This window comes from Mesorhizobium sp. M7A.F.Ca.CA.004.12.1.1 (assembly GCF_003997835.1).
Taxonomy (GTDB): Bacteria; Pseudomonadota; Alphaproteobacteria; order Rhizobiales; family Rhizobiaceae; genus Mesorhizobium.
The window spans coordinates 1-14,042 of record NZ_RZRK01000054.1 but is presented as its reverse complement, the minus strand read 5'-3'; the positions used below and the strand labels follow the sequence as shown (position 1 = coordinate 14,042).

General features: G+C 63.0%; 14 protein-coding genes, 2 pseudogenes and 1 riboswitch. Of the genes and pseudogenes, 12 read left to right on the top strand and 4 right to left on the bottom strand.

Features of this window, described 5'->3' with window-relative positions; all coding sequences use genetic code 11:
- A partial coding sequence (locus EN984_RS04970; protein WP_164765381.1) for a multidrug efflux MFS transporter occupies positions 1-643 on the bottom strand: 643 nt, incomplete at its 3' end.
- 121 nt (positions 644-764) lie between these two features.
- Between EN984_RS04970 and EN984_RS04965 the strand changes: the two genes are divergently transcribed.
- Both EN984_RS04965 and EN984_RS04960 read left to right on the top strand, forming a co-directional pair.
- Positions 765-1,373, top strand: coding sequence for a TetR/AcrR family transcriptional regulator (locus EN984_RS04965; protein WP_127268181.1), 609 nt, complete (start codon positions 765-767; stop codon positions 1,371-1,373).
- A gap of 287 nt (positions 1,374-1,660) precedes the next feature.
- A pseudogene (locus EN984_RS04960) lies at positions 1,661-2,643 on the top strand (hypothetical protein).
- A 122-nt stretch (positions 2,644-2,765) separates the two neighbouring features.
- Here the strand turns inward: EN984_RS04960 and bluB are convergent.
- Positions 2,766-3,395: pseudogene (gene bluB, locus EN984_RS38595) on the bottom strand (5,6-dimethylbenzimidazole synthase); the annotation flags it as partial.
- 47 nt (positions 3,396-3,442) lie between these two features.
- Positions 3,443-3,623, bottom strand: a riboswitch (cobalamin riboswitch).
- Positions 3,624-3,744: 121 nt separating this feature from the next.
- On the opposite strand from bluB, the gene EN984_RS04950 reads away from it, so the two are divergent.
- From EN984_RS04950 to EN984_RS04925, 6 genes are all read left to right on the top strand, one after another.
- Positions 3,745-4,671, top strand: a complete 927-nt coding sequence (locus EN984_RS04950) for a histone deacetylase family protein (RefSeq protein ID WP_127270331.1) — start codon at positions 3,745-3,747, stop codon at positions 4,669-4,671.
- 3 nt (positions 4,672-4,674) lie between these two features.
- Positions 4,675-4,926 (top strand): exodeoxyribonuclease VII small subunit, encoded by a 252-nt coding sequence (locus tag EN984_RS04945; protein ID WP_127268720.1) that lies wholly within the window; start codon positions 4,675-4,677, stop codon positions 4,924-4,926.
- Between the two features lie 110 nt (positions 4,927-5,036).
- Positions 5,037-5,303, top strand: a complete 267-nt coding sequence (locus tag EN984_RS04940) for a DUF2277 domain-containing protein (RefSeq protein ID WP_127268719.1) — start codon at positions 5,037-5,039, stop codon at positions 5,301-5,303.
- Positions 5,304-5,342: 39 nt separating this feature from the next.
- The gene (locus EN984_RS04935) at positions 5,343-6,263 is read left to right on the top strand and encodes a pirin family protein (RefSeq protein WP_127270330.1); all 921 of its coding nucleotides are present in this window, start codon (positions 5,343-5,345) and stop codon (positions 6,261-6,263) included.
- 129 nt (positions 6,264-6,392) lie between these two features.
- Positions 6,393-8,306 (top strand): 1-deoxy-D-xylulose-5-phosphate synthase, encoded by a 1,914-nt coding sequence (gene dxs, locus EN984_RS04930; protein ID WP_127268718.1) that lies wholly within the window; start codon positions 6,393-6,395, stop codon positions 8,304-8,306.
- A gap of 164 nt (positions 8,307-8,470) precedes the next feature.
- Positions 8,471-8,764 carry a hypothetical protein gene (locus EN984_RS04925; RefSeq protein ID WP_127268717.1) on the top strand — a complete coding sequence of 98 codons (294 nt, stop codon included), beginning with the start codon at positions 8,471-8,473 and terminating at the stop codon, positions 8,762-8,764.
- A gap of 84 nt (positions 8,765-8,848) precedes the next feature.
- Here the strand turns inward: EN984_RS04925 and EN984_RS04920 are convergent, their stop codons facing one another.
- Together EN984_RS04920 and EN984_RS04915 are read right to left on the bottom strand one after the other, a co-directional pair.
- Positions 8,849-9,730 (bottom strand): GNAT family N-acetyltransferase, encoded by an 882-nt coding sequence (locus EN984_RS04920; RefSeq protein ID WP_236382844.1) that lies wholly within the window; start codon positions 9,728-9,730, stop codon positions 8,849-8,851.
- Positions 9,731-9,996: 266 nt separating this feature from the next.
- Positions 9,997-10,992 carry a sterol desaturase family protein gene (locus tag EN984_RS04915; RefSeq protein WP_164748752.1) on the bottom strand — a complete coding sequence of 332 codons (996 nt, stop codon included), beginning with the start codon at positions 10,990-10,992 and terminating at the stop codon, positions 9,997-9,999.
- Between the two features lie 324 nt (positions 10,993-11,316).
- Here EN984_RS04915 and EN984_RS04910 point away from each other — a divergent pair, with 324 nt between their 5' ends.
- From EN984_RS04910 to EN984_RS04895, 4 genes are all read left to right on the top strand, one after another.
- Positions 11,317-12,081, top strand: a complete 765-nt coding sequence (locus EN984_RS04910) for a TlyA family RNA methyltransferase (protein ID WP_127270328.1) — start codon at positions 11,317-11,319, stop codon at positions 12,079-12,081.
- Positions 12,078-13,319, top strand: coding sequence for a class I SAM-dependent RNA methyltransferase (locus EN984_RS04905; RefSeq protein ID WP_127270327.1), 1,242 nt, complete (start codon positions 12,078-12,080; stop codon positions 13,317-13,319). The genes EN984_RS04910 and EN984_RS04905 overlap by 4 nt, the downstream gene beginning before the upstream one ends.
- Before the next feature lie 76 nt (positions 13,320-13,395).
- Entirely contained in the window at positions 13,396-13,767 is a 372-nt protein-coding gene (locus EN984_RS04900) for an antitoxin Xre/MbcA/ParS toxin-binding domain-containing protein (RefSeq protein ID WP_127270326.1), read from the top strand.
- Positions 13,760-14,042: RES domain-containing protein (locus EN984_RS04895; protein WP_164765380.1), on the top strand; the 283-nt coding region annotated here is incomplete at its 3' end. The genes EN984_RS04900 and EN984_RS04895, both read left to right, overlap by 8 nt.

Here is a 14,042-nt window from a genome sequence, read left to right as displayed (position 1 = left end):
GAACCGGCCGCAGGCGGATCGCCGAGCCGCTTGAGTTATGGTCGACCGGCCGCACCCGGGGCTCGGTCGAGCGTTGCAGGATGAAGGCCGCTGATCCGAATGCGAGAAATAATGTGCTCACCAGAACGCCGGCTTCCGGGAACAGGGCGGCACTCAGGCCGACCGATAGCGATGCCCCGGCGATATAGACCAGTTCATCGGCCACGGACTCGAAGGCGAATGCGGTGTTCATCTGCGGCCGCCCCCGGAAAATCTCCGTCCAGCGCGCGCGCACCATCGCCGGTATGCTTGGCATGGCGGCGGCCAGCAGTGCCGATACGAACAGAGTCCAAACCGGCCAGTCCTGGTTGGCCGCCGCTATCAGGACCGCGAAAGCCAGCACCGCGATGATGGTGGTGGGCACCACGATTCGTGTCTGGCCCAGGCGGTCCACCAGTCTCGATATCTGCGGCGCGACGAAGGCGTTGGCCAGCGCGTATGTCGCCGAGACGGCTCCGGCCAGCCAGTATTCGCCACGCGTCTGCGACAGCATCGCCACGATGCCGATGGGCGCCATGGCGATCGGCAGGCGCGCCATGAAGCCGGCGGCCGCAAAGCCCTTGGCTCCCGGGGCACGAAAGATTTCCGCGTAGGGATTTTGCATCGGTTGGTTCCTCGACAAAGGACGATTGGACAATTACATACGGAGCGTATGATCATTAAATAGACCATACGTCGCGTATGTCAATTGGCATACGTTGCGTATGTGAATAGGGCCAGAAGCCATGCACAGACCCCGCAAGGAGATGATCGCCGAGACGCGCGCCAAGCTGATCGCGGCGGCCCGTCATGCCTTCGGCACAACAGGCTATGCGGAAGCCTCGATGGATGATTTCACCGCTTCGGCCGGGCTGACGCGCGGCGCGCTCTATCATCATTTCGGCGACAAAAAGGGGCTGCTGCAGGCGGTCATAGCCCAGATTGACGGCGAGATGGCGGCGCGCATCAATGAGGTCGCGTCGAGAGCGCCGACCCGTTGGCAGCATTTCGTCGACGAGTGCTCGACCTATATCGAGATGGCGCTGGAGCCGGAAATCCAGCGCATCATGTTCCGGGATGGCCCGGCCGTGCTGGGGGATCCAGCGCAATGGCCGAATTGCAGTGCGTGCATCGCTTCAATGACCGACCATCTGACCGCGCTGCAGGAGGAGGGGGTCGTTGTCTCCAGCCTCGACCCCGAGACGGCCTCGCGACTGATCAACGGAGCGAGCAGCCAGGCAGCGCAACGGATCGCCAATTCGAGCGACCCCGAAGCGACGTCGAAGAAGGTGGTGACGGCGTTCAAGCAACTGCTCGAAGGCCTGCTCAAGAAGCCGGACCCGCAGTCGAATTGAAGTTCCCACCGGAGCTTTCGTGCCGGCAGCTGTTCCCGATAGGAATTTTTTCTTGACTCGGTGACCTCAGCTAAGGTACATATTCGTCCATGGTGCTGATTTGCGCCAGTGACCCGCCGCACAGGCGGGTTTTTCGTTTGATGCTCCGTCAGCCTACGCGCCGGCGAAGGCTCCGAAGAAACCCGTTAGCCCGAATTCGTTGCCCTTTGGCGTCAGGGCCGGCAATTGACAATCGCCGGGTTGAGTCCATCCTCTTCCACCATCTCTGAGGCGGAGATTCGGGGCACATGTGGGATTTTGAGATCGGCCGGTCGGTGTCCATCATGATGCGGACCTGGCCGTTCATCGTCTTTCGCATGATCGTCTATTTCGGCATCACGCTGGCCTACATTATGGCGACGGGCACCGGCGCCTCGGTCGGCTATGGCGTCGGCCATATCTCCACTGATCCCGACGGGCCCATGTCCTTTGCCCTGTGGGGCGGCGTGGTCGGGTTTGGCCTCGTCTCGATCGCTGTGTATTGGATCCGCGAATACATCCTCTATGTCGTCAAGGCCGGCCACATCGCCGTCATGGTTCATCTGATCGACGGCCGCGACATTCCCGGCGTCAGGACCAGATCGCCTATGCCAGGGATATCGTGACCCAGCGTTTCGCCGAGGCCAACATCCTTTTCGTCGTCGACCAACTCGTCAAGGGCGCCATCCGCGCCATCACCGGCCTGCTCGGCGGCATCGCCGCCTTCCTGCCGATACCGGGCCTGAGCGGCCTGGTCTCCTTCATCAACACGGTGATCCGCCTGTCGCTGACCTATGTCGACGAGATCATCCTCGGCTACAACATCCGCATCAATTCAGCCTCGCCCTTCGAGACGGCGCGCCAGGGCGTCGTGCTCTATGCCCAGAACGGCAAGGTCATGGTCAAGAACGCCGTCTGGCTGGCGGTCATCATGTGGGGCGTGTCGTTCATCATCTTTCTGATGATGCTGGCGCCTGCCGGCGCGATTCTGTTCCTGATGCCTGGCCAGCTCGCCGGCTGGGCTTTTGTGCTCGCCATCGTCTTCGCCTGGGCATTCAAGGCGGCATTCATTGAACCCTTCGCCATCGCCTGCCTGATGCAGGTCTATTTCAAGACCATCGCGGGCCAGGTGCCGGATCCGGCCTGGGACGCCCGGCTGGCCGAGGCGTCGTCGAAGTTCAGGGAGCTCAAGGACAAGGCGCTCGCCTCCTTCGGCGGTTCGCGCTGGGCTACGGCCGGCGCCACACCCTGATCGGCCGGGCGGGTGATGTCTGGTGAGGCAGAAACGGTGTTGAGGCGCGCCACGGTGGATTTGAGCTGTGTCTCGCCTTGCCCGGAAAAGGTCTCGCTCATGATCAGCTCCGGCAGCGGCAGCCGCCGTCCCCAGCCATGCGTTTCAAGGTCCGGTTTGGGAGCGAACTCGGAAACACGGCCGACGCAGAGATAGGCGATCGGCGTTACGTGGTCCGGAATGGCCAACAGCCGCTTTAGCGCCTGCGCTTCGATGATGCTGACCCAGCCTACACCGACGCCCTCGGCACGCGCGGCCAGCCAGAAATTCTGCACCGCGCAGACGGTGCTGTAGAGATCCATCTCCGGATTGTGCCAGCGTCCCAGCGGCGAACCCTTCGAGCGCTGCCGGTCGCAGGTGATGCAGATGTTGAGCGCGCTTTCGCAGATGCCTTCCAGCTTGAGCTTGCGGTAGAGTTCCTGCCGCTCTTCGTCGATCGCCGGCAGTTCCTGCTCGCGCGCGGCCAGGAACAGGTCGCGCACCTCCGCCCGTCGCTCGATGTCACGAATGACAATGAAATTCCATGGCTGCATGAAGCCGACCGATGGCGCGTGATGGGCAGCAAGCAGCAGCCGCGCCAGCACGTCGTCATCGATCGCGGTGGGCAGGAAATGGCTGCGCACGTCGCGCCGTGTGAACATGGCGCGATAGACCGCATCGCGCGCACTCTGGTCAAATCCGTCGCCAACAGCAGCGGTCAGGTGTTCCGGCATCGCTTGTCCCCTTGCGATTGCAATTGATATCATCCGCCTGACCATGCGGATGACGATGCCTGCCAGGCCGGTCTTCTGGCTCGGGATCAACCCGCGTCCGGTGCCTTCCCGTCATCGACAGTGGCATTTACCGGCGCGGTCCCCCTCACAGCGTTGGGCACGCCACGGAATTCAACCGTGTTCCCGATTCTCCCGCTTGCGGCGGGCACCAGGCAGTACCAAAAACCTTACGCCGAAGTGCTGAGGACGCCAATGCTTGCAGCGACGCGAATGGACGCAGTCGCGATTTTCCCCAGTCATCGGCCGCCCGTGCATGGCCTTTGTCGATCCGGGTCACTAGATTAGGACGATGACCACCCGTCTCTACACCCATCCGATCTTCCTCGAGCATCTCACGCCGCCCGGACATCCCGAGCGGCCCGACCGCTTGCGTGCCATCGAGCGCGTGCTCGATGAGGAAGCCTTTGCCGGGCTCGATCGTATCCAGGCGCCGGAAGGCGACGAGGCCACCATCCTCTACGCGCATCCCGCCGATTTCGTCGCCCGCGTGCGCGCCGCCATTCCCGACGAGGGGATTGCCCGCATCGATGCCGACACCACTGCCAGTCCGAAGAGCTGGCAAGCGGCGATCACCGCGATCGGCGCCGCCAACGCCGCCGTCGATGACGTCTTTTCGGGCCGCGCCGACAACGTCTTCGTCGCCGCCCGGCCGCCCGGCCATCATGCCGAAAAGACCACGGCCATGGGCTTCTGCCTGTTCAACACGGCGGCGATCGCGGCGCGTTATGCGCAGAAGAAACACGGTGTCGAACGCGTTGCCATCGTCGACTGGGACGTGCATCACGGCAATGGCACGCAGGACATTTTCTGGGACGATCCGTCGGTGCTCTATTGCTCGACACACCAGATGCCGCTTTATCCCGGCACCGGAGCGAAGAACGAAACGGGCGCCGGCAACATCGTCAACGCGCCGCTGGCGCCGCAGACTGGCAGCGAGGTGTTTCGCGATGCCTTCCTGTCGCGCGTCCTGCCCGCGCTCGACAATTTCGCGCCCGACCTGATTATCATTTCGGCGGGGTTCGACGCGCACCACCGCGATCCGCTGGCCGAGATCAATCTGACCGAGGATGATTTCGATTGGGCGACCGGCCAACTGATGCAGCGCGCGGCACGCCACAGCGGCAACCGGCTCGTCAGCCTGCTCGAGGGCGGCTACGATCTGCAGGGATTGGCATTTTCGGTCGCCGCCCATGTCGGGCGACTGATGAAAGGATGAATGATGGCCGATGAGACCAACGAAGACGTCAAGGCGATGAGCTTCGAGCAGGCACTCGATGCGCTGGAGAAGATCGTCGATGATCTGGAGCGTGGCGACGTGCCGCTCGACCAGTCGATCAAGATCTATGAACGTGGCGAGGCGCTGAAGGCGCATTGCGACCGGCTGCTGAAGGCCGCCGAGGACAAGGTCGAGAAGATCAGGCTGTCGCGCGACGGCAAGCCGGTCGGAACGGAGCCGCTCGACGCGGATTGAGGCCCGGTCCGAACATAGGCTCGCCTCACCGGTTTTTGGACATGATCATGATCGAGGATATAACTCGTCCCGATTGAAACAGCTCAAGGACAAGAGGAGATACGGAAGCGATGTGCAGAAACATCAAGACCCTGTTCAATTTTGATCCGCCGGCAACCCCTGACGAGGTGCGCGACGCGGCTCTTCAGTTCGTCCGCAAGCTGAGCGGAACGACGCGACCCTCGAAGCAGAACCAGCACGCCTTCGACCATGCCGTCGAAGCCATCGCGGCCTCGGCGCGCGAACTGCTCGATTCCCTGGAAACCCATCAGCATCCGCGTAATCGCGAAGAGGTGGCGGCCAAGCTGCGGGCAAAGGCGGCGATCCGCTTTGCCTGACGCGGCCAGGCGGCCTTCGACGGCCGACAAGGAGAGTCCATGAGCTTCTTCCCCGGGAAAGACCCTGAGGCAGGCGACGCCTTTGCCAGCGACCAGATCGAATTGATGGTCATTCCGAACGCCAAGGACATCGGCGGTTTTCAGGTGCGCCGTGCCCTGCCGACGGCAAAAAGGCGGCTGGTCGGGCCGTTCATCTTCTTCGACCGCATGGGTCCTGCCATCCTGCGGGCCGGCCAGGCGCTCGACGTCCGTCCGCATCCGCATATCGGCCTGTCGACGGTCACCTATCTGTTCGACGGCAAGATCCGGCACCGCGATTCACTCGGCACCGAAATGGTCATTCAGCCCGGCGACGTGAATTTGATGACCGCTGGCCGCGGCATCGTCCATTCGGAGCGTACGCCGGAGGAACTGCGTGGCGCGCCGATGTCGGTATCCGGTCTGCAGACATGGCTGGCGCTGCCGGACGACAAGGAAGAGGTGGCACCGGTTTTCGAGAACACAGGAGCGCTCAGGCTTCCCGAGATCGATGCCGAAGGCGTCAACGGGCGCCTCATCATCGGCGATTTCCAGGGGTTGCGGTCGCCGGTCAGGGCCGACTCGGAGACGCTCTACGCCGACCTGCGCCTGGCGCCCGGCGCCAGCGTGAAAATCCCGGCCGATGCGGAAGAACGCGCCATTTACACGCTGGAGGGCGAGGTCTCGATTTCGGGCGATGTGTTCCCAGCCGAACGGCTGCTGGTGTTCCGTCCCGGTGACGAGATCGTCGTGTCGTCGCTGACCGGCGCGCATTTCATGCTGTTCGGCGGCGCCTCTCTTGGTTCGAAGCGTTATATCTGGTGGAATTTCGTCTCCTCATCGAAGGAGCGCATCGAACAGGCCAAGCAAGAATGGAAGGCGGGCCGCTTCGACATCGTTCCCGGAGACGAGGAAGAGTTCATCCCGCTGCCGGAAAGCTGATGCCCGTCGCCGGAAAGTGGCAGAACGAAATGCATAGACAAAAGACTAGGGCCTGATCCGCGTCACTGACACGCATTTACTTTCGCCGGCCGGCGGCCTATTCGCCCATCAACCGAAAGCCCGAGCACAGTGAACGCAACGCCGCATACGCCGCTTCTCGACAAGGTCCGCATCCCGGCCGACCTGCGCACGCTTGCGGAAAGTGAACTGCCGCAATTGGCGTCCGAGCTTCGCGCCGAGCTGGTCGACGCCGTCTCCCGCACGGGTGGTCATCTGGGCGCCGGGCTTGGCGTGGTCGAGCTGACAGTGGCGCTGCACTATGTCTTCAACACCCCCGATGACAGGCTGATCTGGGATGTCGGCCACCAGGCCTATCCGCACAAGATCCTGACCGGCCGCCGCGACCGTATCCGCACGCTGCGCCAGGAAGGCGGTCTGTCCGGCTTCACCCGCCGCGCCGAGAGCGAGTACGATCCCTTCGGCGCCGCCCACTCCTCGACATCGATATCGGCCGGCCTCGGCATGGCCGCCGCCCGCGATCTCTCCGGCGGCCGCAACAGCGTCATTGCCGTCATCGGCGATGGCGCCATGTCTGCCGGCATGGCCTATGAGGCGATGAACAATGCCGGTGCGCTCGATGCACGGCTGATCGTCATTCTCAATGACAACGACATGTCGATCGCGCCGCCGACCGGCGCGATGAGCGCCTATCTGGCGCGGCTGGCCTCCGGCAAGGCCTATATCGGCCTGCGCGATTTCGGCAAGAAACTGACGTCCTATCTCGGCAAGCGCGCGGATCGTGCGATCACAAGGGCGGTCGAGCATGCACGCGGCTATGTCACCGGCGGCACGCTGTTCGAGGAACTCGGCTTCTATCACATCGGCCCCATAGACGGCCACAATCTGGAGCACCTGATCCCGGTCCTGAAAAATGTCCGCGACAATGGCGAAGGCCCGGTGCTCATCCATGTCGTCACCCAGAAGGGCAAGGGCTATGCGCCGGCCGAAGCCGCCGCCGACAAATATCACGGCGTCAACAAGTTCGACGTCATCACCGGCGCGCAGGCCAAGGCGCCAGCCAACGCACCGGCCTACACCAAGGTGTTCGCCGAAAGCCTGGTCCAGGAGGGCCGCGAGGACGACCGCATCGTCGCCGTCACGGCCGCCATGCCGAGCGGCACCGGCCTCGACCTGTTCGGTGAAGCGTTCCCATCGCGCACCTTCGATGTCGGCATCGCCGAACAGCACGCGGTGACCTTCGCCGCCGGCCTTGCCACCGAAGGCTGCAAGCCGTTCGCGGCCATCTATTCCACCTTCCTGCAGCGCGCCTACGACCAGGTCGTCCACGACGTCGCTATTCAGAAATTGCCGGTGCGGTTTCCCATCGACCGCGCCGGTTTCGTCGGCGCCGATGGCGCGACCCATTGCGGCGCCTTCGACACCACCTTCCTGGCGACACTGCCGGGTTTCGTCGTCATGGCGGCCGCCGACGAGGCGGAGCTGCGCCACATGGTGCGCACCGCGGCGAGCTATGATGAGGGTCCGATCGCCTTCCGCTATCCGCGCGGCAATGGCGTCGGCGTCGACATGCCGGAGCGCGGCTCGGTTCTCGAAATCGGCAAGGGCCGCATCGTCAAGGAGGGTACCAAGGTTGCATTGCTGTCTTTCGGCACGCGGCTGCAGGATTGCCTGATCGCCGCGGAGGAGCTAGGTGCTGCCGGGCTGTCCACCACGGTCGCCGACGCCCGTTTCGCCAAGCCGCTCGACCAGGATCTGATCCGGCGGCTGGCCCGCTCGCATGAGGTGCTGGTGACGGTGGAGGAGGGCGCCGTCGGCGGCTTCGCCAGCCACGTGCTGCAGTTCCTTGCCCATGAGGGCCTGCTGGAAAGCGGCCTGAAGGTGCGTCCGCTGGTGCTGCCCGACGCGTTCAGCGACCACGCCAAGCCGGAAAAGATGTATGCCGATGCCGGGCTCGATGCCGCCGGCATCGTGCGCACCGTGTTCGTGGCACTCGGGCACACAGTCCACGCCCAGCGCGCCTGAATCCCAGCGCGCCTGAATCAAAGTCTCAAAGACTTGAATTAGTTTGCCGGCAAGCGATCTTAAGGCATTGTTTACGCTGCCATTTGGCGCTTTGCTTACCGTGTCTCTTGGCCGTTTTTCAATGGCGCCCTGCTAGATCGTGATCAGGCAGGGAGACAACAACAATGAAAACGCTTCTGTGCGGCGCAGCACTTTGCGCCGTTATCATCGCGCCGGCCACAGCCGAAACGCGCTATGACCGCAGCCTCGAAAAGGCGGCGATGGGCATCATCGCCGGCAAGATGGGCGACATCCGCGGCGGCTTTTCCTTCAAGCAGGTGCCGCAATTGGTGGTTCTGCCGGCCCCTGTTCCCGCGCCTGCGGGTGCCATCGAGCCTGCACGCGAGCAAGCTTCGGGCGGCCGTGAGGATGGCTTGTCTCCAGCCGTCGAGCGCCCGGTTTCGCGAACCGTATTCTGAGCTGAAGACAGCAAGCCTTGATCGGGATTGCCCGATCGTTTCGCGCTTGCCGCTGTGCAGGCGATCTAAAAAGCGTCGGCAATGCTACTCCGCCGCAACCAGCTCCGCTTGCTGCGCCGATTTCTCGGGGCGCCAGGATTGCGCCGCGTGGCGGGCGCGGTCTGCCAGGGCGGCTAGGCGTCCGCGCAGGTTTCGTCCACCCACCACCGACGACAAGATCACCGAATGCGTCGCAAAGCGGCGCTTGAAATCCTCGCCGCCGCAGAGAAAATCGATCGTGGTCAAGCCCCGGTCAAACGACCACTGGATGTAATCCATCATCAAGACCATCCCCGGCGAGGCCCGTTCGAAGGCCGGATCATAGGTGGTGACGAAAGCCATCATCGTTCCATGCTGCTCGAAATTGATCGAGATGGCGATGATCTCGTCTTCGCGTTCGAGCACGAAGATGCGCAGCAATCCAAGCTTGGCCAGAACGGATATGAGTGCCGCCAGCGCGGGGGAGCCTTCGTCGAAGAGGTCCGAAACGCGGCCGTGTTTTGCAAGCCACAACCGCTTCAGCGCGGCGACGCGCTCCAGCACCGGCTCGCGGGCTTCGTGTGCATCCATCAGGCGGAAACGCAGCGCGCCGCCTTCCTCCATGAATTTGTAGCCACGGCGATAGTTTTGCCGAGTTTTCTTCGACTGGCTTTCAAACCATTGTGCGCCGCGTTGCCCGGCGCCGGAAACTCGATAGCTGACCTCGCTGCGGTGGCTTGGCTGCAAGATATTGCTCTGGCCTGGGGCGGCGGGACCAAGCAGGGTCCGGAATCGGGCATCAGGCAACAGACGATTGAGGTAGGCAAGATCGAAGCCGCCATCGTCGAGGATATGTTGCCAGAGTTGCGGCAGGATCTGTGGCTCGGCATCGGGAGCAACCAGGACATCGCCATAGTCGCAGTGATCTTTCGCCGCCCATTCCAGCATACGGATGCCCGAGCGCCAGAAGGTCGCGAGCGCAATGACGGCCTCGAGACGCTCGCCGCTCCAGACCAGGCCGATCCTGAGACCGCGACGGTCCTGATGCGGTGTGGTGTGCCACCAGGCCGAGATCCAGTCGGGATGCTGGAAAACGAGGCCGCCGGCGCGTTGCCAGAGCGCTGCCCAGGCGGGCGCGATTTCTGCCAGTCGCGCTGGCGAGGTCGCAATTTCGATCCGGTGCGTTCGCGGCATCCGGAACACGGCGGGTCCGTTCATGGCTTCCCCCTTTGCGGCGATTGCTGTGGCTCGGGCTTGTCGGTGCGGAAATGTCTGGCGATCTGCCGCCACATCCGCTTCAGCGGCAGGACATAGAGGCCTGCGAGCGACTGGTAGTCGCGCACGTTGCGTTCGATCAAACCGAACTTGAAGTCCTCGTCGGGTCTCGGAACGCACAGGGTTCCGAAGAGCCGATCCCAGAACGAGAAGAGCAGCCCGAAGTTCTTGTCGTAGTGGCGCGGGTCGGTGCTGTGGTGCAGCTGATGCCAGTGCGGGCACAGGATCAGATTGTTCAACGGTCCAAACGAGATCTTGAAATGCGTGTGCCTGACGAAATCCATCATCAGGATGTTGCGTATGATGTAGACGTTGACGCCGAAGACCGTCAGCTCGACGAGGTTCAGCGACACCAGCGACCAGATGCCGAAGCAGATGCCGGGAATGACGCCGTCCCAGGCCCGGTTCATCAATTCGTCGAGCGGGTGGACGCGATCCTTGGTGATGCCGACCATCACCTCGGCCGAATGGTGAACCTTGTGCAGTTCCCACAGCACCGGGTAGCGGTGCTGGGCGACGTGATAGAGATAGTACGAAATGTCGTAGGCAAGCAGCATGGTGATGGTGAAGATCGTCACCGTCACCGGCCCTGCCGGTCCTTCGATCAGGGGCGGCTGGATCGCCAGCAGCGTGGAGAGCAACCAGTTCGTCGCATAGCCGACGGCGCTGACGAAGACGACGCCGGCGGGCAGCATGAGGAATGGCATCAGCGCCTTCCGCGTCACCCAGAACAAAAGGTCGGCTTTCGCCGAAGGGTGCGTGATGACCTCATGCGGGACTGCGAACTCGAAGAACTCTTTCCAGCTCTTTTTCTCGACCGTGCGCCAGTAGGCGACCAGGGCGCTGACCAAAGCAGTCAGCAACAGAAGTCCGGTCGCCAGCAGGCCGGCGCCGGAAATCCGGTCAAGAACCTTGTAGACGATATCGCTGGCCATTTCCAAGGTTGCCGCCTCTTCATCCGGCTTTTCCGGTCGTCGCGGTCATAACATTGAAGTCCTCAAGCAAATGCGATGAAAATTGGTTAAGAAATCATGAGGCTTTCTAGATTTTAGGCACTTATCGGCAGGCGACGAGACCTCATGCTTCGGCGGTCATCCGTCTCAACCGGCGCAACGATAGATATTCATAGGGTGGTCGGCGTGACGGAACGCCTCACCATCGCCGCAGTCCAATGTGCTGGGCGTGATGATGGGAACGTGAGACGAGATGCTTCCGGCCGGTGCTCTTGCCATCGTCATCGGCTTTCGCCATGAAGGCCGATGAATTCGCCTCTGCCAGCCAGCGCACGCCAGCGGCTCGACGACCTGCTCGTCCAGCGCGGGCTGTTTGCCAGCCGTTCACGTGCCCGCGACGCGGTCGAGCGTGGCACGGTGACCGTCGACGGCGTCATTGCGCGCAAGCCCGGCCAGAGCGTTTTGCCGCAATGCCTTGTTGCCATCGATGATCCGGCGCAAGGCTATGTGTCGCGCGCGGCACTCAAGCTGATCGGTGGGCTCGATCATTTCGGCCTCGACCCTGCCGGCTCTGAAGCGCTCGACATCGGCGCCTCGACCGGCGGCTTCACCCAGGTGTTGCTCGAGCGCGGCGTGGTCCATGTCACCGCGGTCGATGTCGGTCATGGCCAGATGCATCCTGATATCGGCGGCGACCCGCGTGTGACGGTGATCGAAGGACTGAACGCCCGCGACCTCGCCGTTGCCGATCTCAGCGGGCGTATTCCGGATTTCATCGTGTCCGACGTCAGCTTCATCTCGCTGAAACTGGCGCTGCCGCCGGCGCTTGATCTGGCGAAGGCTGGCGCCAAGGCCGTGTTTCTGGTCAAGCCGCAATTCGAGGCGGGCCGTGATGCGATCGGCAAGGGTGGTCTGTTGAAAGATCCCTACGACGCCTCCCGTGTCGCCGGCCTGCTGCAGGATTGGCTGGACTCCGTGCCAGGCTGGCGCTCGCTGGGGCTGCATTTGTCGCCGATCGAGGGCGGCGACGGCAATCGCGAATTCCTGCTCGGTGGGATCAAGGACCGATGAGCGCGCGCTTCAGCATCAGGAAACTTGGCGCTCAGGGCGACGGTGTCGCCGAGACCGAGACAGGCGATCTGTTCATTCCCTTCACACTGCCCGGTGAAACGGTCACCGCCGCGCGCGAAAGGGATCGCGCCATGCTGATGGCGGTGCTGGAAGCATCGCCGCAGCGCATCGATCCCGCCTGCCGCCATTTCACCGAATGCGGTGGTTGCGCGCTCCAGCATTTCGAAGCCGGAGCCTATCGCCAGTGGAAACGCGAAAAAGTGGCGCACATCCTGAAGGGCAAAGGCATCGATTGCGAGATCGGCGAACTGGTCGCCTGCGCGCCGCAGACGCGCCGCCGTGTCGTGCTGGCCGCCCGGCGCACCGATACAGGCATGCTGCTCGGCTTCCATCGCCATCTGTCGCCGGAGATCATAGCCATATCGGAATGCCCGATCTCGCTTCCTGAGATCGTCGCTTCGCTTGATCGCTTGAAGGCGCTTGCCGAATTGGTCTGCGCAACCACCAAATCGTTCCGGCTAGCGGTCACCGTGACCGGTTCGGGTCTCGATGTCGCGGTTCACGAATCCGGCAAGCTGGGGGAGCATCAGCGCCGCATCGCTGCCAATTTCGTCATGGCGCAGGGCTTTGCCAGGCTGTCCATCGATGACGAGATCATCATCGAGCCGAAAAAGCCTGTTGTCATGTTCGGCAGCGTCGCTGTCGCCTTGCCCCCGGGCGCGTTCCTGCAGGCAACCGAGGCCGCCGAACAGGCGATGGCCGATATCGTCGGCGGACATCTGAAGCGTGCCAAGAAGGTGGCGGATCTTTTCGCCGGCTGCGGCAGTTTTGCTCTGCGTCTGGCCGCGAAGTCGGAAGTTCATGCGGTGGAGGGCGATGCGGCAGCCCTTTCGGCCCTCGACCGTGGATCGCGTTTCGCCACTGGCTTGAAGCGGGTGACGGGTGAACGCCGCGACCTGTTCCGCCGGCCGTTGACGTTCAAGGAATTGAATGCCTTCGACGGTGTGGTGTTCGATCCGCCGCGCGCCGGCGCCGAGGACCAGTCGAAGCAGATCGCCCGCTCGGATGTGCCGTACGTCGCCGCGGTGTCCTGCAATCCGGTGACGCTCGCGCGAGATTTGCGCATCCTCATCGACGGCGGCTACATCCTGAAAAGCGTGACGCCGATCGACCAGTTCCTGTGGTCGCCGCATGTTGAGGCCGTGGCGTTGCTGGAGAAGCCGAAGCGGAGGCGGTAGGTCGCTTGTGCTTGAGTTGCGCGTGAATTGGGCCTATTTTGATACCGTACGCATCAAACTATGCTAGGTAATCGTCATGAACTCCGCAGCCCTCGAAGTTCCGGCGTCACGCTTTGGCGAGGAACGGTCGCCTTACCTTTCGGCAAGGCGTGTCGCGGAACAGCTTGGTGTCAACCTGACCGAATTGGCCGGCCTGATCGGGGTCGCGCGCAACACACTTGCCGCCAAGGCCGGCGCGCGCAAGGTCGACGCCGCCCTCAGCCCGATCGTCCGCATCCTGTCGATGGCCGGTGAAATGGCCGGCGGCGAGCAACGTGCGGCGATCTGGTTTAAGCACCAGCCGATCCCCGGCTGGGCGGGAAAGACCGCCTACGACCTGGTTCGCGAGGGCAAGACGGACAAGGTGCTGGCCTATCTGGAGGCCGTCCGCTCCGGCGTGTATGCCTGAGATCAGCCTGACCTTGTGGCGGGCCTTCGTACCGCGTTGGGCGCATCTGCCGCTTTCGGGCGAGGGCGCTGCCCACTTCGGCGGTCGCTGGAATCCAATTGGCGCTTCAACGATCTATGCGGCGCGCGAATTGTCCACCGCCTGGGCGGAGTACAATCAGGGCTTTGTCCAGCATCCGGCGTTAATTGCCCAACTTGAGCTCTCGGGCGCGCGCTTGGCCGATCTGACCGATGCCGCAATGCTGAGCGAATTGGCCATGACGGCGGGCATTCACC

Excerpts from the sequence above, each read along its gene's own strand:
- EN984_RS04950 (WP_127270331.1), top strand. The coding sequence starts at position 3,745 with ATGACCACCCGTCTCTACACCCATCCGATCTTCCTCGAGCATCTCACG.
- EN984_RS04905 (WP_127270327.1), top strand. The coding sequence starts at position 12,078 with ATGAGCGCGCGCTTCAGCATCAGGAAACTTGGCGCTCAGGGCGACGGT.
- EN984_RS04915 (WP_164748752.1), bottom strand. The coding sequence starts at position 10,992 with ATGGCCAGCGATATCGTCTACAAGGTTCTTGACCGGATTTCCGGCGCC.
- EN984_RS04965 (WP_127268181.1), top strand. The coding sequence starts at position 765 with ATGCACAGACCCCGCAAGGAGATGATCGCCGAGACGCGCGCCAAGCTG.
- EN984_RS04925 (WP_127268717.1), top strand. The coding sequence starts at position 8,471 with ATGAAAACGCTTCTGTGCGGCGCAGCACTTTGCGCCGTTATCATCGCG.
- EN984_RS04935 (WP_127270330.1), top strand. The coding sequence starts at position 5,343 with ATGAGCTTCTTCCCCGGGAAAGACCCTGAGGCAGGCGACGCCTTTGCC.
- EN984_RS04910 (WP_127270328.1), top strand. The coding sequence starts at position 11,317 with ATGAATTCGCCTCTGCCAGCCAGCGCACGCCAGCGGCTCGACGACCTG.
- EN984_RS04920 (WP_236382844.1), bottom strand. The coding sequence starts at position 9,730 with ATGCTGGAATGGGCGGCGAAAGATCACTGCGACTATGGCGATGTCCTG.
- EN984_RS04900 (WP_127270326.1), top strand. The coding sequence starts at position 13,396 with ATGAACTCCGCAGCCCTCGAAGTTCCGGCGTCACGCTTTGGCGAGGAA.
- EN984_RS04945 (WP_127268720.1), top strand. The coding sequence starts at position 4,675 with ATGGCCGATGAGACCAACGAAGACGTCAAGGCGATGAGCTTCGAGCAG.
- EN984_RS04940 (WP_127268719.1), top strand. The coding sequence starts at position 5,037 with ATGTGCAGAAACATCAAGACCCTGTTCAATTTTGATCCGCCGGCAACC.